Below are 17386 nucleotides of genomic sequence, written 5' to 3'. Positions count from 1 at the left end.
TTTCGTAATTCTACACCATAACTGGATATGATTTTCATCGTTCTTCCCCTTTCTGGTTTTAACTGGATTTTTCCTTCTGACCTTCTATGTAAGCAAGTACCTGTTCACGGCTTCGGTCACTGACCGTTACTGCACAATAAGACGGATTCCACAAATGTCCTCCCCACAGCTCTTTCTTTAATTCTGGATGGGAAAGAAACATCTGACGCGCAAAATTCCCCTTCATGATTTTGATCATATCTGAAATATAAAACTGTGGTCTGCAGTCTACAAGCAGATGAACATGGTCCGGCATAACCTCCATAGTCAGAATTTGAAGTTTATATTCCTGTGCAAGACCTTTTTTCCACCCCGTCAGCAGTCATTGTGACTAAAAGCTCTGTAAAAAAGTTCTCCCAGCTTTCATATTTTTCACAGTCTACATATTCCGGTATATTCTCCATAATCTCCATCAATTTCTCTGATTTTAAAATATTAGATTTCAAAATCAGATATTCAAATGATTCTGGAAGCCACAGTGAAATTCTGCGGCTGCTCTGAACCCGAAATGCATTGAGGCAGCTTTCCATCAGCGAACCGAACGCTGCTCCATCTGCAATTACCAGCGTATCTCCTGTTTTCAGTTCTTTTACCTGTTTGATCAGATTTCCATTTCCGTTCGAGCTGATCATTCGGCTGTCTTTAAATACATGACGCCAGAACTGATATCCTGAATTGCTGTCTTCTGTAACCACATTTTGAATTTTATTATTTTCCAAAACAGGGTAATTGCTGTAGATCTCCCTGAATTCATGATACGATTCCTTTACATCTGTCCGTTTTCCATCCGTAATAATCTCATATATTTCATGTATACTATACGGCAGCATTTTCAGTGGTGCGCGCGTTACCAGTACAAAATAGTTTCCAGATTCTTTTACAAAGGCCGCAAACTCCTTAGTGAATACAAATTCATTATTTTCCTCAATAAAAATAATCGTATTTTTCAGATGATATAATGCATCTTTCCAGTCACGCCCCACTTCATCACGAAGATATACATAATATTCCGCATTTGTTGAAACCGAATAGCCCGACTGTCTGCCCATTCTCAAATATTCATACAAAATGTGCAGTAATGTCGTTTTTCCTGTTGCACTGTCACCTTTTATGACGGTGATGTTTCTCTGTATGGAAAATTCGAACAGCACTTTTTTGCTTTTTGCCTTAAACCAGTAGCTTCCTCTCATCTTCCATTTCCTCCGCTTCCAGCAGTCCCTCAACATATTCCTGTGGATTGTGGACAATTTTTTCCGTGTTCATGATCTCAATGGTAAATGTTCCTTCAAACTGCATGATATGCTGCAGATACACGGTCAGATCTTTTTTTTCTGCAATTTTTAAAATCCACTTTGCACAGTTATCGCCGCAGTTGGACATATTGTAAATAAAGGAATCATCCTTCAGCATAAGAATCAGGACTTTAACCCCTCCCGATAATTCCCTCGGTGTAATAGCGCCAAAAATCGGGCTTTCAATCACATGTGAACTGACAACGGTACAATGATCTACATCCTGAATCATTTCTTTCACAAAGGCATCTTCTATCCATCCGTCTTCATACACATTGTCAAAATAGGAAGGAGCGTCTTTCATATAGTCAATATTCGCATCATACCATATTTTTAACATATTTTCTCACAACCTCACTGTCTTTTTATCCTTTACATTTTTCAAAGAAACTTACGAGCTGTTTCTTTTACTTATTATATCTGTTAATTTGATTATCTACAACTACATTTATTCTTCTGCTTCTTGTTTTTAGGCTCTGACATATCAAAATAAATTTGCTGTTCAAAAAAATTTAAAACAGGCAGCTCCGCCTCGCTCGTTGCTTCTGCATGAGTCCGGCAGAACTGCCTGGTTCTGTTATATATCTATTTCTTCTGCAATTTCTTGTACAGCGCCCACAATAGCTTCTATTTTGGCAATATAATCTTCCACAAAATCCTTTGAAATATCCGTTTGTTCTGCCGAAGCATGACTTCTGTCATTCTGATGTGCAATCTGATTTCTTCGCAAAAACAGCTTTGCTATCGTTTCTTTTCCAAACTTGATTGATTTTTCCTGATTTTCTCTTGGAAAGGCTTTGACAAAGAGATTTTACAAGATGGGATTTTCTGAAATGAATTTTTGCATTATTTTGGGGATTGCTATAGAAAAAGGGCCTCTTTTCAGAAGCCCTCTCTGTGACGCTCTTTTCTCAGTTCATACCGGCGTTTTCCGCCTTCCCACTCAGCCTCCTGCTCCGGGGACTCTAAAATGAGTCCCGGAACTGGAACTGCGTGGCCTTTCTCGTCGATCGCCACCATCACCACGTAGGCGCGGTTGATCATTTTGCGCATGCCGGTCGCGAGTTCTTCCACGTACGTGTCGACGCGCACCTCCATCGAGGTGCGTCCGACGTACGTGACTCTTCCGACCAGCACAACGGTATCGTTCAGCAAAGCGGGATGCTTGAAGTTCAGATTGTCGATGCACGCAGTGGTGATTTCGCGTCCGCTGTGGCGGCGTCCCACCAGACCGGCGAGTTCATCAATCCAGGCGACCAGCTGGCCGCCGAACAGACGGCCGTAGCCGTTGATATGGCGGTGCATCAGAAGATACGACTGCTCTGTCTCAGAATCTTTTACGCGTTTTTTTGCCATTTCTTCCATGTTTTCTTTTTCTCCTTCTTACACTCTGCTTTTCTCAACACTCTTCCGGTACGCGAAAAAAAACATTTCCGCATTCTGTAAACGCCGTTTTTCGGTATATTTACCCTTGTTTATTGATTTTCAGAGTGTTCACACATTTGCAAGCGCCTGGTCAAGGTCTGCGATGATGTCGTTGACATCCTCGATACCGACCGACAGACGGATCAGATCCGGCAGAACACCGGCTTCGATGAGCTGCTGATCGTTCAGCTGGCGGTGGGTATGGCTTGCCGGGTGCAGAACGCAGCTTCTTGCATCGGCAACGTGTGTTACGATTGCTACCATTTTCAGACCGTTCGTGAAGCGCATTGCGCCGTCTCTTCCGCCCTTTGGTCCGAAGCAGAGAACGCCGCAGGTTCCGTTCGGCATGTATTTTTCCGCCAGTGCATGGTATTTGCTGTCCGCAAGGCCTGCATACTCAACCCATGCTACCTTCGGATGGTTTTTCAGGAACTCTGCCACTTTCTCGGCATTTCTGCAGTGGCGCTCCACGCGCAGGTGCAGGGTCTCCAGGCCGACATTCGTCAGGAATGCATTCTGCGGGGACTGGCATGCTCCCATATCGCGCATCAGCTGTGCGGTTGCTTTGGTGATATATGCTTTTTTGCCGAATTTCTGGGTATAAATAACACCGTGGTACGATTCATCCGGTGTGGTAAGACCCGGGAATTTGTCTGCATGCGCATCCCAGTCAAAGTTTCCGGAATCAACAATCGCTCCGCCGAGCGCCATTGCATGGCCGTCCATGTATTTTGTGGTGGAATGGGTGACAATATCTACACCGAACTCGAACGGACGGCAGTTGATCGGGGTTGCAAAGGTGTTGTCGCAGATCATCGGAACGCCGTGCTCATGTGCAAGTTTGACGAACTTGTCGATATCCAGCACAACACCTGCCGGGTTGGAAATCGTCTCGGCAAAGACAGCCTTTGTGTTCGGCTGGAATGCTTTTTCCAGCTCCTCTGCCGGCGCATCCTGGTCTACGAGCGTGGTCTCGATACCGAATCGTTTTAAAGTAACGGCGAGCAGATTGGAGGTTCCTCCGTAAACCTTTGCCGCGCAGACAACGTGGTCGCCTGCCTCACAGATGTTGGTAACGGCAAGCATCGTTGCCGCCTGGCCGGAGGATGTGAGCATGGCTGCCACGCCGCCCTCCAGATCGCAGATTTTCTGTGCTACGACGTCGTTCGTCGGGTTCTGCAGACGGGAATAGAAATATCCCTCCTCCTCCAGATCGAACAGTTTTCCCATTTCCTCGCTGGTTGCATATTTGAATGTTGTGCTCTGGTAAATCGGAAGCACACGCGGCTCACCGTTTTTCGGCTGCCATCCTCCCTGTACACAGATTGTGTCCTGGCTGTATCCCATATATTTTCTCCTTTCTTTCACCGGTAACGGGCATCCCATAATCCGTTATCACGGCATTTGTCAGAATTTCGTGTGATCACGAACCTTGACCTATTATTCGTGAAACAGAATACCCCCGCCCGGGATGCCCGGGCGAGGGTATCGCTTTTCCCTATTATACCTCTGTTTGTTCTTTCCTGCAACTATATGCGCACAGATTTAGGAGAGATATTCATCCACATATTTCTGAATATTGGAAGCATTCACAATCTTCTGCGCCTGGCCGTCCTCGACAACGAGAAGGGTCGGTGCCTGCATAATGCCGTACTGTGCGGCAAGATCCGGGTGGCGCTCTGCGTCGATCACTTCATACTGCTCCTCGGCAAGCATTTCTTTTGCCATTTTGCAGTTCGGGCAGGTGCTTGTCGTGAACAGGTACATGCCGTCTTCCTCGATTTTATCTGCTGCTGTAACGGCTTTCGGCTCTTCTTTTCCGGCGGCCTGCTCTGCCAGTTTTTCTGCAGCGCCGTACGATTTCATCTTCTGCTCCAGAGATTTGGAGTGGATGATATCGTAAACAGTTCTGTTCTTGTACTCCTGGCGTTTTCCGTCGTTCCAGTTCTTGACCGGACGGTAATATCCCGTGATACGGCTGTAAACCTCTGCCTCTTTTCCGCAGATCGGGCAGGTAAAGTGCTCGCCGGCGAGATAGCCGTCGTTCGCACAGACAGAATAGGTCGGGGACAGCGTGTAGTACGGCAGCTTGTAGTTCTCTGCAATCTTCCGCACGAGGGAAGCTGCTGCTTTCCAGTCCGGCAGCTTTTCGCCGAGGAACGCATGGAATACCGTTCCTGATGTATACAGGGTCTGCAGATCGTCCTGAATGTCAAGCGCCGAGAAAATATCCTCGGTATAGTCCACCGGCAGATGGGAGCTGTTGGTGTAATACGGGGTATCTCCCTCGTGGCCTGCGGTCTTGATATCCGGCCATTTTGCACGGTCGTGTTTTGCCAGACGGTATGCGGTAGACTCCGCCGGAGTTGCCTCAAGGTTGTACAGATCGCCGTACTCCTCCTGATAATCGGAGAGGCGTTCTCTCATATGGTTCAGAACCTCTTTCGTAAACTGCTGTGTCTTCGGATCCTCCAGACCCTTTCCGAGCCATGCGGCATTTAAACCTGCCTCATTCATACCGATCAGACCGATGGTTGAGAAGTGGTTTTCAAACGTTCCCAGGTACCGTTTCGTGTATGGGTACAGTCCCTCGTCCAGGAGTCGGGTAATGACCTCACGTTTCGTCTTTAACGAACGTGCAGCGATATCCATCATATGATCGAGACGGCGGTAGAACTCTTTCTCATCTTTGGACTGATATGCGATACGCGGCATATTGATGGTGACAACGCCGACCGATCCGGTGCTCTCGCCGGAACCGAAGAATCCGCCGGTTTTCTTTCGAAGCTCACGCAGATCCAGGCGGAGACGGCAGCACATGGAGCGCACGTCGCTTGGTTTCATATCGCTGTTGATGTAGTTGGAGAAGTACGGGGTACCGTATTTTGCAGTCATTTCGAACAGCAGACGGTTGTTCTCGTTGTCGGACCAGTCAAAATCAGATGTGATGGAGTACGTCGGGATCGGGTACTGGAAGCCTCGTCCGTTGGCATCTCCCTCGATCATCGTCTCGATAAAGGCTTTGTTGACCATATCCATCTCTTTTTTACAGTCTTTGTACTTGAAGTCCATCTCCTTGCCGCCGACAATCGCCGGAAGCTCTGCGAGGTCATCCGGTACAGTCCAGTCGAGCGTAATGTTGGAGAACGGTGCCTGGCTTCCCCAGCGGCTCGGGGTGTTGACGCCGTAAATAAATGCCTCGATGCACTTTTTCACTTCGCCGTAGCTTAAGTTATCCACTTTGACGAACGGTGCCAGATACGTATCAAACGAAGAAAATGCCTGCGCGCCTGCCCACTCGTTCTGCATAATGCCGAGGAAGTTGACCATCTGGTTGCACAGAACCGAAAGATGTCTTGCCGGGGAGGAAGTAATCTTTCCGTTGATGCCGCCAAGTCCCTCTTTGATGAGCTGCTTTAAGGACCATCCTGCACAGTAGCCGGTCAGCATCGACAGGTCGTGGATATGGATATCCGCGTTGCGGTGTGCCTCTGCGATCTCGTCATCATAAATCTCTGATAACCAGTAGTTGGCTGTGATCGCGCCGGAGTTGCTTAAGATCAGACCGCCGACGGAATACGTTACGGTCGAGTTTTCTTTGACACGCCAGTCCTCTACTTTTACGTAGCTGTCCACAATCTCTTTGTAGTCTACGATCGTCGATTTCATGTTGCGGATTTTTTCTCTCTGCTTGCGGTACAGAATATAAGCCTTTGCCACTTCTGCGTAGCCGCACTGGATCAGCACGTTCTCCACGCTGTCCTGAATCGCCTCCACTGAAATTTTTCCGTCTTTGATTTTTGACTGAAAATCTGCTGTTACGCGCAGTGCCAGCATCTGAAGCATGTCATCGCTGAACTGCATATCTTTTGCGCCGAATGCTTTTCCAATCGCATCGGTAATCTTTTTCATCTGGAACTCTGCAATCGTTCCGTCTCGTTTTTCTACCTGAAACATCCGAATCCCTCCTGTTAATTCAACCGTTTCTGCAAGGCTTGTTCTCTTCCGCTCTTTGCAGTGCCTGAACCATATGATAGCAGAGCCTGTTTCTCCCGTCAATAGTAAAAAGTACCATATCTAGTGTCTGATTTTTTAACATTACTAGATATGGTACTTTCACTTGTATTCTTCCACTTCCATTTTTCGGCGCTGTACGGCGCTCAAAGGGATGTACTGCCGTTTCTAAGCCCGCTTGCCATACCTCCTATACCCTCGGATAGATATCCTTCGGTACATAGGCTTTTACGCGGATGCCCTCCGGCAGATATTCTTCTTCGAGCAGAATTCCGTAGCTGCGGATCAGTGAAATTGTTCCCGCCTTGTCGTACGGATAAAGCCGCTCGATATAAATTTTGCCTTCCATCATCCAGGAAGAGAGCAAATTTTTGAGGTCCTCAAGTCCCTGTCCCGTCTTTGCCGAAACCGCAAGGCTCGCATCTGCCCGGAAATCCTTTACGATGACCGGATCGAGAAGCTTATCCTGTTTATTCAGCAGCGTGACAATCTTTTTATCCTCAACTTTCAGTTCCCGCAGCGTATCGTAAACCACCTGCATCTGCAGTTCCATCTGTGGATTCGACGTATCCACGACGTGGAGAATGTAGTCGGCGTACCGTGCTTCCTCCAGCGTACTGCGGAATGCATCGATCAGATGATGTGGCAGCTTATTGATAAATCCAACCGTATCGGTCAGCAGAATTTCCTGTCCATCCGGAAGGGTCAGTGACCGCGTCGTCGTATCCAGCGTCGAGAACAGCATCGCATCCGCCAGAATATCGGATCCTGTCAGTGCATTTAAAAGGCTGCTCTTTCCTGCTGAGGTATAGCCGACGAGCGCTGCCACCGGGATGCGCGAGCGTTTTCTGCCCTCGCGAAGCAGCTCTCTGTGCTGGCGCACCTCCTCGAGCTCGCGTTTTAACTGCGTAATGCGGGCACGGATGAGACGGCGGTCCGTCTCCAGCTTTTTCTCTCCCGGTCCTCTCGTACCGATTCCGCCGCCGAGACGGGAAAGCGATGCGCCAAGGCCGGAAAGTCGGGACGCACGGTACTTTAACTGAGCCAGCTCAACCTGGATTTTACCCTCGCTGCTCACGGCGCGCGCCGCAAAGATATCCAGGATCAGAAGCGTACGGTCCATGATCTTGCATTCCAGTGCTTCCTCCAGTCCTTTTAACTGGATCGAGGAGAGCTCATCGTCGCAGATGATGCCCGTCGCATCGCAGGCGCGCACCAGAATTTTCAATTCCTCTAATTTTCCTTTTCCGATGTACGTTCCTGGATGAATGGCCTCCCGCATCTGCACCAGACGGCCCTCCACCTTCGCACCGGCGGTGCTGGCCAGTTCCGCCAGCTCGTCGAGCGATTCTTCTGCGTTTGCGCCGCCGTTTTCCTGTACGCCGACCAGAATCACGCGCTCCTGTTCTTCTCTTAAATCAAACAATCCAACTTCCTCCGTCTGTTATCGGCTTATCGTTCGCAGCTGTCCTATTATCGGTTTTGGAGAAACGTATTTTCCCGCTGCGCTGAGGTGTTTTCCGGATAGGCTGCCAGAAAATCCGACATCAGCGACTTTGCCGTATCAAAATCCGCCCGTTTTTCATATACCACAATCTGGTTGAACAGCAGATTTTCCCGATCGGATTCTTCTGCTGTTTTGAGTCCTTCGTCAATATAGGTGAGTGCTACGTCTGTATCATTCTCTGCCAAAGCACAGAGCGCCAGTCCGTTGTTGGCTGCTGCCGAAAAGCCCTCCTCGGAAAGATAGGTAGAAAACAGTGCTTTCGCCTCATCGTTCTGACCGGCAGAGAGATAAGCCTCTCCGAGCATTTCCATTGCATCACTGTTTCCATCCTTCATTGCCTTTGAAAACGCTTTGACTGCCTCGTCCTGTTCCTCCAGATAGTAATATACACAGCCGGCATTATAATAATCCTCGGTTGTTTTCGGCTCAATCTTCGCCGCCGCTTCCAGGTAACGGTCTCCATCCGCTTTCATACTGCTTTCCTGATACAGTTCGTAGATGTCCAGGCAGAGCGGATAACTCTTCTCAATTTCTACTGCCGCATCAAAGTCCACCTTCGCCTGCTCGTAGTTCTTCTGCTGGAAGTACGCGCGTCCCCGCAGGAACAGTGCATCCGCATCCGCCTTCTCCTCCTGAATATTTGTGCAGATTTCAATTGCGCCGTCAAGATCTCCCGCCTGCACGCATGTCTCTGCCTCGTAATACATCACATCGCGGGAAAATTCCGCATCTTTGTGCTTCATACTCGAAAGGCTGCTCTTGAAGGCTTCTTTTGCCTTGTCATACTCCTGGCTTTTCAGATAAGCGATGCCGAGCGACCGGTAGCTCTCCGCCAGACGGTCGCCTGCTTTTACGGCTCCCTCCAGCATCGCAATCGACGTTACGTAGTCCTTCTGCTCCAGCGCCTCGATGCCCTTTTTATAAAGCTTTGAATTTTTATTTTCACAGCCGCAAAGCACCATGGCCGCCGCCAGAAAAAAGATTACCAGTCTTTTTTTCATTCTGTTACAAGTCCTTCTTTATGCATTACAGAAACGACCTGGTCTACGTATTTTGCACACGTTGCGTCGTCCGGCGCTTCTACCATGACACGGATCACCGGCTCGGTGCCGCTCTCTCTTACGAGGATGCGTCCGTCATCGCCCAGGGCCTCTGCTACGTCTTCTACTGCTTTCTGTACTGCCGGGTTGGCCTTTGCAGCTGCTTTGTTTGCCACGCGGACATTCTTTAAGAGCTGCGGGTAAATCACTACCTCGGCTGTCAGGGTGCTGAGTGGCAGTTTCTTATCCATCAGCACTTCCATCACCATCAGAGAGGTCAGGATTCCGTCACCGGTTGTCGCATGCTTGCTGAAAATGATATGGCCGGACTGCTCTCCGCCGAGAGAATAGCCGTTTGCCATCATGTTCTCACACACGTATTTGTCACCGACTGCCGTCTTCTCATACCGGATACCGGCGCGGTCACACGCTTTGTAAAGACCGAGGTTTGACATGATCGTGGTCACGATCGTATCTCCGTTTAACTGGCCTTTTTCTTTTAAGTATTTGCCGCAGACGTACATGATCAGGTCTCCGTCTACCACATTTCCCAGCTCATCGACAGCGATGCAGCGGTCTGCGTCTCCATCGTAGGCAAATCCGACATCGAGGTGTTTCTCTCTTACGTATTTCTGAAGCTCTTCGATGTGGGTGGAACCACAGCCGCGGTTGATGTTTGTTCCGTCCGGCTCGTTGTGGATCACATATGTCTTGGCGCCGATGGCATCAAACACGCTCTTGGCTACGGAAGAGGCACTTCCGTTGGAGCAGTCGAGTCCGACTCTCATGTTTTTGAAGGATTTTGTCGGAATCGAAATCAGGTGGCCGATGTAGCGGTTTCTTCCGGCTGCGAAATCTACGGTTCGTCCGATGTCTTCTCTCGTTGCGAACGGGATCTTCGGTGTTTCGTCATCGATATAAGCTTCAATCTGTGCCTCGATATCGGCTTCCAGTTTCTGGCCGAGTCCGTTGATCACCTTAATTCCGTTGTCATAGAATGGGTTGTGGCTGGCGGAAATCATAATTCCGCAGTCAAAGTTTTCGGTACGGACAACATAGGAAACGCTCGGGGTGGTCGTTACGTGCAGCAGATAAGCGTCTGCTCCCGATGCGGTCAGTCCTGCTACCAGCGAATATTCGAACATGTAGCTGGATCGTCTGGTGTCTTTTCCAATGACGATCTGTGCCTTATGGTCTTTTCCGAAATACCATCCGAGGAATCTTCCCACTTTATATGCATGCTCAACTGTCAGATCAATGTTTGCTTCTCCGCGAAAACCATCTGTTCCAAAATATTTACCCATTGTAATGCTCCTTTCTCTTTCCGCCCCGTTTGGGTCAAAAACCTTTGCATCGCTGCTGCTTAATCATACAGTTTCTCGCTGTACACTCCGTCCGCAATCAACTTGCGGAATGCTTCTGTTACAGAAGCTTTATCCTCCTGATACGTTACACCAAACCACCTGGCATCGGTTGGAAGAACCTTTACTTCTGCTTTTCCTGCACGCAGCAGCTCATCGATGTAGATCGGAAGAAGATACTCGCTCTTTGTGTCTCCTTCTTTCTGCGCAGAGAGGAACTCAACAAAGCCTTCCTCCAGAAGGTCGATAAACTCCGGCTGCAGTCCCCACATATTCATAGAGACAAGGGAATTTTTGTCGATCGGAACAATCGTTCCGTCCTCTTTTGCTACGCCTGCCCCCTCTGCGGTCTTTACGATATTTTTCGTCTCATTGACACCGCTCAGATTTCCGTTCTCGTCTACGACACAGACACCTCTGGTAACTCCGCCATGATCGCTTAACGTATTTCCAAGAACGAAGCCTGCCATAGAAATCGGCATAGCATCGTTCCCGTCATGCTCCTGTACAAGGTAGTCATGCTGTTTTACAAATGGATCTTTTCCATAATAATCATCCGCATTGATAACGGCAAACGGCTCTTTTATAAGGCCTTTGCAGGCAAGAACAGCCTGACCGGTTCCCCACGGTTTGGTGCGGCCTTCCGGTTTTGTAAAGCCGGCCGGCAGATCGTCAAGCTCCTGGAATGCATATGCAACCTCTGTAATTTTGCTGATGCGATCTCCAATGACCTCCTTAAAATCCTTCTCCAGATCTTTCCGGATGATGAAAACCACTTTATTAAAACCGGCTTCCAGTGCATCATGGATCGAATAGTCCATGATAATTTCCCCGTTTGGTCCTACCGGCTCAAGCTGTTTGATTCCCTTTCCAAATCTGCTGCCGATTCCGGCAGCCATGATTACAAGTGCTGTTTTCTTCATGCCATGTCCCCTTTTTCCCAGTTCTGTACGCTCAGAATCTTTTTGCACTTGCTTTTGAAAGCTTCTGAGCGTACATTATTTTTTCTCTTCCCCTATGCTTTTTCAAATGCATTCTGCTACGCAGCATATCAAAAATGATCCAATGAACCCATTTTGATTTTGTAGCATTGTTATGCTTCTTCCTGCATACTGCTCAGCTTTGCAGCCTGATCAGCGGCAATAAGGCTGTCGATGATTTCATCCAGATCTCCGTTCATGATGGCGTCCAGTTTGTACAATGTCAGTTTGATTCTATGATCCGTCACACGGCCCTGTGGGAAGTTGTACGTACGGATCTTCTCGGATCGGTCACCCGTTCCGACCTGGCTCTTTCGAAGCTCTGCCATCTCATCGTGCTGTTTCTGCTGCTCTAAGTCGTACAGACGGGCACGCAGAATTTTCAGTGCCTTGTCTTTGTTTTTTAACTGTGATTTCTCGTCCTGGCAGGAAATTACGATTCCGCTTGGGAAGTGAGTCAGACGTACGGCAGAGTCCGTCGTGTTGACACACTGACCACCGTTTCCGGAAGCACGGAATACATCGAATTTGTAGTCCTTCGGGTCGATCTGTACTTCAACATCGTCCACCTCCGGCATGATTGCCACGGTCATGGTCGATGTGTGGATTCTTCCGCCGGACTCGGTTTCCGGCACTCGCTGTACACGGTGTGTGCCGCTTTCGTACTTCATTCTGGAATATGCGCCGGCTCCGTTGATCAGAAGTGTTGCATCTTTAAATCCGCCGATTCCGTTTTCATCTGCACTCGTAAGCTCTGTTTTCCAGCCACGGCTCTCCGCATATTTGATATACATGCGGCAAATTTCCGCGGTAAAAAGTGCCGCTTCATCACCGCCGGCACCGGCCCGGAACTCTACGATAACATTCTTATCATCGTTCGGATCCTTTGGCAGAAGCAGAACTTTGAGTTCCTGCTCCAGCTCTTCTACGCGTTTTTTCGCATCGGAGAGCTCTTCTTTCAGCATTTCACGCATCTCTTCGTCGGATTCCTCCTCGAGAAGCATCAGGCTCTCTTCGATGGTCTGTTTCTGTGTTTTATAGTCCTTATATGCGTCCGCGATCGGCTGGAGTTCTGCCTGCTCCTTCATCAGCTTCTGGAACTTCGCCGCATCGGCAGCGACGTCCGGTTCGCTTAACTGATTCAGGACCTCCTCGAGACGCATGAGGATATCATCAAGTTTATCAAACATAAAATGACTGCTCCTTTTTGCTGTTTTCGTCTGTTTATGATGTCATTATGGTGCCAAAATCAACATCCATTTCTGTCAGGGTTCTTTGTGCCAGATACCTGTCACCACGCGGTCCAGGCCTGCCAGATCCTTCAGAACCTGTACATCGGCAAAACCGTGGTGCTCCATCAGATCCCGCACTTCATCTCCCTGGTCGTATCCAATTTCAAAGCAGAGCTTTCCGCCCTCTTTTAAATAGCTTCCCGCCTGCTCTGTGATCTTCCGGTAAAAGACAAGACCGTCCGCGCTGCCGTCGAGTGCCATCCGCGGCTCATGGTCGCGCACCTCCGGCATCAGGGTTTCAATCACATCCGTGCGGATATACGGCGGATTGCTTGCGATCACATCGAAGGTTTCCTCGATGTTTTCAAATAAGTTGCTCTTTACGAACGATGCCCGTCCGCCCGCCTGTGCGCCGTTCTTTTCCGCAACCTGTAAGGCTTTCTCGGAGAGATCCGCGCCGATTCCCGTGCAGTCCTCTCTCGTCACAAGAAGCGATGTGAGGATGCATCCCGAACCGGTGCAGAGATCGAGAATCCGTGCATCTTTTGGAAGGCCGCGGAGCGCTTCCTCCACAAGAATCTCGGTGTCCTGCCGCGGAATCAGTACATGCTCATTCACAAAAAACGGGATTCCGTAGAACCATGCCTCTCCGGTCAGCTGCTGCAGCGGAATGTGTTCGCCGCGCTTTCTGACCAGCGCTTCGTACTGCTCCTGCTGTTCTTCTGGCATTTCATCTTCACTGTGTACAAAGTAGGTGCTGTGGCTGATCCCGCAGACATGCTCCAGTAAAAGCCATGCGTCCTGCCGGGCTTCCTCCACCCCCTGCTTTTGTAAGTACAGAATAGCGGATTCCAGTGCAGATTTCAAGTTTTTTCTATCGTGCACACTCATCGGTCACGACTCCTCATGTTCTTTCTTTTCGGTTTTGGCCGGATACGTATAACCAAAGTTTTCGTTCAGATACGCTCTCCAGTCAAACACAGCCTCCACAGCGGCAATCGCAACCTCAGCCATCTCGGCATCCGGCTCGCGCGTTGTCAGATGCTGCAGCATCAGGCCCGGTTTGCTGATCAGGTTGACCAGTTTATTGTCACTTTTTCCCGCCAGGCGGATGATTTCATACGAAACGCCCGCGATCACCGGGATGAGCAGCAGACGGATCACAATTTTCAGCAGCGGGGAATCGACCCTGATGAACATGAAAAAGATGATGCTGATGACGATGACGTACATCAGAAAGCTCGTTCCGCAGCGCTTGTGCTCCCGGGAACTCTTTAAGACGTTTTCCACGTTCAGTTCCAGACCGTGCTCGACGCAGTTGATGCATTTATGCTCGGCGCCGTGGTACATGAACACGCGCTGAATGTCTTCCATACGGGAAATGGCTGCCAGATAGCCGAGGAACAGTGCCACACGCACAAAGGCCTCTGCCACCGCGGTCAGTGTCGTTCCGGCTCCCGCTTTGTGCAGCAGTTCGGACAGGAAGTACGGCACCATCAGAAAGAGAACGACGGCGATGACAACGGAAAATGTGACGGTTCCGTACATCATCAGCTTGTCTGTCTTTTCTTTTTTCGCTTTCTGCTGCTCCTCTTCCTCTTTCGTCGCCGGCTTTTTCTTTTCCTCTTCCTCGTCCTCATAGAACGAAGCGGAGTACATAAGGGAACTCATGCCGACGATCATCGAATCGGCAAAGCTGAAGACACCGCGCAGAATCGGAACTTTTAAAAGCCCCTTGTGCTTTGTCAGCGGCTTATGCTGTTCTACCTTGATCTCAATCTCCCCGTCCGGACGGCGTACGGCGACGGAATAGCGGTCTTTGTTCATCATCATGACGCCTTCCATCACGGCCTGGCCGCCAATATTGGATGATTTCATAATTTACGTTTACCTCCTCAAAGGGGATTTTCTGCATTCGTAACGCAAGAACGGGCTGAGATCTTCCAACCTCAGCCCGTTTTTCATCTTGCTTGATTCAATTCTTATTTCATGCCGTATTTCTTGTTGAACTTCTCGATACGTCCACGAGCTGCAGCAGCTTTCTGCTGGCCAGTGTAGAACGGATGGCATTTAGAACAGATCTCAACGTGGATCTCTTTCTTAGTAGAACCTGTTACGAAAGTATTTCCGCAGTTGCAGGTAACAGTTGCCTGATGGTATTCTGGATGGATTCCTTCTCTCATTTTATTCACCTCTTCTTAATATTGTTATCTTCTCAGATTTACTCTGATGATTTCGTATTTCAGGCTGACAAAATCTCATCAACCTTGCACAGCTTTCTCATTGTATCACACAATTTTGAAAATTGCAAGCCTTATACTATTTTTTGTTTCTTTAAAATTTGAATCAGTTCGCCGTTGTTTCTGGTCCGGGCAAACATGTTCAGAATATTTTCCACGGCTTCCTCGGATTTCATGCCGTTTAATGCTTTCCGCATATTGTAAACGGCCTCCTGCTCATCCGGTGTCAGAAGCAGATCTTCTCTTCTTGTTCCCGATTTTGCTATGTCGATGGCCGGGAAGACACGGCGTTCCTGCAGTTTCCGGTCGAGCACAAGCTCCATGTTTCCGGTGCCTTTGAACTCCTCGTAAACGACATCGTCCATCTTGCTTCCGGTATCCACAAGCGCCGTGGCAAGAATTGTCAGGCTTCCGCCCTCGCGCATGTTTCTGGCTGCGCCGAAGAACCGTTTCGGCATGTAAAGTGCCGCCGGATCGAGACCGCCGGAAAGTGTACGGCCGCTCGGCGGAACAGTCAGGTTGTAGGCTCTGGCGAGACGCGTGATGCTGTCGATGAAGATCGTAACATCTTTTTTGCTCTCCACAAGGCGTTTCGCGCGTTCAATAACCATCTCGGACACGCGTTTGTGGTGCTCCGGCTGCTCATCAAACGTGGAATAAATAACCTCCACATTGGAGCCCTGAATCGCTTCTTTGATGTCGGTGACCTCCTCCGGACGCTCGTCGATCAGAAGGATGATCAGATACATCTCCGGGTTGTTCTGCAGGATGGATTTTGCCGCATCCTTCAAAAGCGTCGTTTTTCCGGCTTTCGGCGGGGAAACGATCATGCCTCGCTGGCCTTTTCCAATCGGGCTTACAAGATCCACAATCCGCATCGCCATGCTTCCGCCCGGGCGCTCGAGGCGCAGCCTCTCATCCGGAAATACCGGCGTCATATCTTCGAAATTGCCGCGGCGCATGATCTGGTCGAGCGGCAGATTGTTGACGCTCTTTAAGTATAAAAGGGCGCTGAATTTTTCGGTTGCGGACTTTACTCTCGTGTTTCCGCGGATGATATCTCCCGTTTTCAGTCCGAAACGGCGGATCTGGGACGGGGAAACGTACACATCGCTGTCGCCCGGCATATAGTTGTCAGAGCGGATAAATCCAAATCCGTCCGGCATGACCTCGAGGATGCCGCAGGCCTCCTGGCCGCTGTCGAGCATGCTGGTTTCCTGACGCGGTTCCTGTCTCGTCTCCGGTCTTGCTTCCTGACGCAGCGGCTCCTGTCTCATTTCCTGCCCTGCTTCCTGACGCGGCTCCTGTCTTTGCTCTTCCTCACGGTTATTCTGATTATAATTCCGTGGTTCCTGAAATCTGCGCTCATTGAAACGCGGCGCTCTTGGACGGTACTCCTGGCGCTCTCCGTTTTCACTGCGCTCTTCCCGGCGGACATACCGCGGTCTCTGGTACGGGCGCGCGGTGCCGTTTTCCGAGGTTTCCCGATTCTGGCGCTCCATACCGTCCTCCCGCTTTTCCTGCGGTTCCTGATTCTGATCCTGTACAGTTTCCGTCTTTTTTTCCTCTTTTAGAACCGCCGGCTCTTCCATGTTTTTCTGGTTTTCTTTCTGATCTTCTTCCAGCATCCGCTCAATCAGCGCTTCTTTCCGCAGGGTGGAAATCCCCTTCATGTTTCTGGATTTTGCCAGCGCTTTCAGCGTGCTCAAAGGCAATGACTCATACTTTTCTCTTGTCATACCATTTTTCCTCTATCTATTCTCTATTTGATTTTCGGTTCTGTTTGGAGTTTTTAAGATATTTGATGCGCGAATATTTTTGCTGCAATTATTTAGAATCTGATTTTTGTCATTTTACTGCTGTGGATTTTTCGTTACTGTTCACTCAGCAGTGAAACACTTGCTGTTTCGCTGCGTAAGAAAGTGATTCAGGTGTGAGCAGCCCTCCTTTTGCGAAGCAAAACTTTAAATGAGGGCTGCGAATGTTACAGTTCGCAGGGAACCTGTGAACTGTAACGATTTTTCTGCGGTTAGTGGGACTCGAACCCACACGCCGAAAGGCACAGGAACCTAAATCCTGCACGTCTGCCAATTCCGTCATAACCGCATATTATTTTTTCGAGAAAAAGAAAAATCCCATAGAAAACCTCCATGGGCGTTTTCTATGGGTTATTTAGTGAAGCATCGGGGATTCGAACCCCGGACAACTTGATTAAAAGTCAAGTGCTCTACCGACTGAGCTAATGCTCCGTATACT

Annotated in this window: 14 protein-coding genes, 2 tRNA genes and 2 pseudogenes; all 18 read right to left on the bottom strand. The window is 49.2% G+C overall.

All coding sequences use genetic code 11. From position 1 onward, the window contains the following. Positions 1-58: 58 nt before the first annotated feature. A pseudogene (gene tnpA / locus ACY2VT_RS12920) lies at positions 59-337 on the bottom strand (IS200/IS605 family transposase); the annotation flags it as partial. Then, positions 321-1229, bottom strand: a complete 909-nt coding sequence (locus ACY2VT_RS12915; RefSeq protein ID WP_461880165.1) for a translation initiation factor 2 — start codon at positions 1227-1229, stop codon at positions 321-323. The gene ACY2VT_RS12915 and the pseudogene tnpA, both read right to left, overlap by 17 nt. Beyond that, on the bottom strand, positions 1207-1671 hold the full coding sequence (locus ACY2VT_RS12910; RefSeq protein ID WP_461880164.1) for a DUF4869 domain-containing protein: 465 nt from the start codon (positions 1669-1671) through the stop codon (positions 1207-1209). Before ACY2VT_RS12910 ends, ACY2VT_RS12915 begins: the two co-directional genes overlap by 23 nt. Before the next feature lie 237 nt (positions 1672-1908). Continuing rightward, a pseudogene (locus ACY2VT_RS12905) lies at positions 1909-2106 on the bottom strand (HEPN domain-containing protein); the annotation flags it as partial. A gap of 107 nt (positions 2107-2213) precedes the next feature. Further along, positions 2214-2687, bottom strand: coding sequence for an acyl-CoA thioesterase (locus tag ACY2VT_RS12900; protein WP_461880166.1), 474 nt, complete (start codon positions 2685-2687; stop codon positions 2214-2216). Positions 2688-2825: 138 nt separating this feature from the next. After that, positions 2826-4103, bottom strand: a complete 1278-nt coding sequence (locus ACY2VT_RS12895) for an O-acetylhomoserine aminocarboxypropyltransferase/cysteine synthase family protein (protein ID WP_022463108.1) — start codon at positions 4101-4103, stop codon at positions 2826-2828. A 198-nt stretch (positions 4104-4301) separates the two neighbouring features. Continuing rightward, positions 4302-6713, bottom strand: coding sequence for a ribonucleoside triphosphate reductase (locus ACY2VT_RS12890; protein WP_461880163.1), 2412 nt, complete (start codon positions 6711-6713; stop codon positions 4302-4304). A 247-nt stretch (positions 6714-6960) separates the two neighbouring features. Then, positions 6961-8196, bottom strand: a complete 1236-nt coding sequence (hflX, locus tag ACY2VT_RS12885) for a GTPase HflX (RefSeq protein WP_461880162.1) — start codon at positions 8194-8196, stop codon at positions 6961-6963. A 47-nt stretch (positions 8197-8243) separates the two neighbouring features. Beyond that, positions 8244-9278, bottom strand: coding sequence for a tetratricopeptide repeat protein (locus tag ACY2VT_RS12880; protein ID WP_461880161.1), 1035 nt, complete (start codon positions 9276-9278; stop codon positions 8244-8246). Next, a complete protein-coding gene (gene glmM / locus ACY2VT_RS12875) occupies positions 9275-10621 on the bottom strand; it encodes a phosphoglucosamine mutase (RefSeq protein ID WP_461880159.1) in 1347 nt (448 codons plus the stop codon). The genes ACY2VT_RS12880 and glmM overlap by 4 nt, the downstream gene beginning before the upstream one ends. A gap of 59 nt (positions 10622-10680) precedes the next feature. Beyond that, complete coding sequence (locus ACY2VT_RS12870) at positions 10681-11601, bottom strand: nucleotidyltransferase family protein (RefSeq protein WP_461880158.1); 921 nt, start codon at positions 11599-11601, stop codon at positions 10681-10683. Positions 11602-11771: 170 nt separating this feature from the next. Continuing rightward, positions 11772-12848: a peptide chain release factor 1 gene (gene prfA, locus ACY2VT_RS12865; RefSeq protein WP_022462136.1), complete on the bottom strand. Its 1077-nt coding sequence runs from the start codon at positions 12846-12848 to the stop codon at positions 11772-11774. A 75-nt stretch (positions 12849-12923) separates the two neighbouring features. Beyond that, positions 12924-13781: a peptide chain release factor N(5)-glutamine methyltransferase gene (prmC, locus tag ACY2VT_RS12860; protein ID WP_461880157.1), complete on the bottom strand. Its 858-nt coding sequence runs from the start codon at positions 13779-13781 to the stop codon at positions 12924-12926. A 3-nt stretch (positions 13782-13784) separates the two neighbouring features. Further along, positions 13785-14768, bottom strand: coding sequence for a DUF1385 domain-containing protein (locus ACY2VT_RS12855; RefSeq protein ID WP_461880156.1), 984 nt, complete (start codon positions 14766-14768; stop codon positions 13785-13787). A 104-nt stretch (positions 14769-14872) separates the two neighbouring features. Further along, positions 14873-15073: a 50S ribosomal protein L31 gene (gene rpmE, locus ACY2VT_RS12850; protein WP_022462139.1), complete on the bottom strand. Its 201-nt coding sequence runs from the start codon at positions 15071-15073 to the stop codon at positions 14873-14875. Positions 15074-15204: 131 nt separating this feature from the next. Further along, positions 15205-16869 (bottom strand): transcription termination factor Rho, encoded by a 1665-nt coding sequence (gene rho / locus ACY2VT_RS12845; protein ID WP_461880155.1) that lies wholly within the window; start codon positions 16867-16869, stop codon positions 15205-15207. 285 nt (positions 16870-17154) lie between these two features. After that, positions 17155-17236, bottom strand: a tRNA-Leu gene (locus tag ACY2VT_RS12840). Positions 17237-17306: 70 nt separating this feature from the next. Further along, a tRNA-Lys gene (locus tag ACY2VT_RS12835) sits at positions 17307-17379 on the bottom strand. Between the last annotated feature and the right edge of the window lie 7 nt (positions 17380-17386).

Source organism: Fusicatenibacter sp., from assembly GCF_050872605.1.
Lineage (GTDB): Bacteria > Bacillota > Clostridia > Lachnospirales > Lachnospiraceae > Fusicatenibacter.
The sequence above is the reverse complement of the archived record's forward strand: the minus strand, read 5'-3'. Positions and strand labels throughout refer to the sequence as shown.

Coding starts and splice junctions, on each gene's coding strand:
- glmM (WP_461880159.1), bottom strand. CDS start 10,621: ATGGGTAAATATTTTGGAACAGATGGTTTTCGCGGAGAAGCAAACATT.
- rpmE (WP_022462139.1), bottom strand. CDS start 15,073: ATGAGAGAAGGAATCCATCCAGAATACCATCAGGCAACTGTTACCTGC.
- ACY2VT_RS12870 (WP_461880158.1), bottom strand. CDS start 11,601: ATGAAGAAAACAGCACTTGTAATCATGGCTGCCGGAATCGGCAGCAGA.
- ACY2VT_RS12915 (WP_461880165.1), bottom strand. CDS start 1,229: ATGAGAGGAAGCTACTGGTTTAAGGCAAAAAGCAAAAAAGTGCTGTTC.
- ACY2VT_RS12895 (WP_022463108.1), bottom strand. CDS start 4,103: ATGGGATACAGCCAGGACACAATCTGTGTACAGGGAGGATGGCAGCCG.
- prmC (WP_461880157.1), bottom strand. CDS start 13,781: ATGAGTGTGCACGATAGAAAAAACTTGAAATCTGCACTGGAATCCGCT.
- ACY2VT_RS12890 (WP_461880163.1), bottom strand. CDS start 6,713: ATGTTTCAGGTAGAAAAACGAGACGGAACGATTGCAGAGTTCCAGATG.
- ACY2VT_RS12855 (WP_461880156.1), bottom strand. CDS start 14,768: ATGAAATCATCCAATATTGGCGGCCAGGCCGTGATGGAAGGCGTCATG.
- ACY2VT_RS12880 (WP_461880161.1), bottom strand. CDS start 9,278: ATGAAAAAAAGACTGGTAATCTTTTTTCTGGCGGCGGCCATGGTGCTT.
- rho (WP_461880155.1), bottom strand. CDS start 16,869: ATGACAAGAGAAAAGTATGAGTCATTGCCTTTGAGCACGCTGAAAGCG.
- ACY2VT_RS12900 (WP_461880166.1), bottom strand. CDS start 2,687: ATGGCAAAAAAACGCGTAAAAGATTCTGAGACAGAGCAGTCGTATCTT.
- prfA (WP_022462136.1), bottom strand. CDS start 12,848: ATGTTTGATAAACTTGATGATATCCTCATGCGTCTCGAGGAGGTCCTG.
- ACY2VT_RS12910 (WP_461880164.1), bottom strand. CDS start 1,671: ATGTTAAAAATATGGTATGATGCGAATATTGACTATATGAAAGACGCT.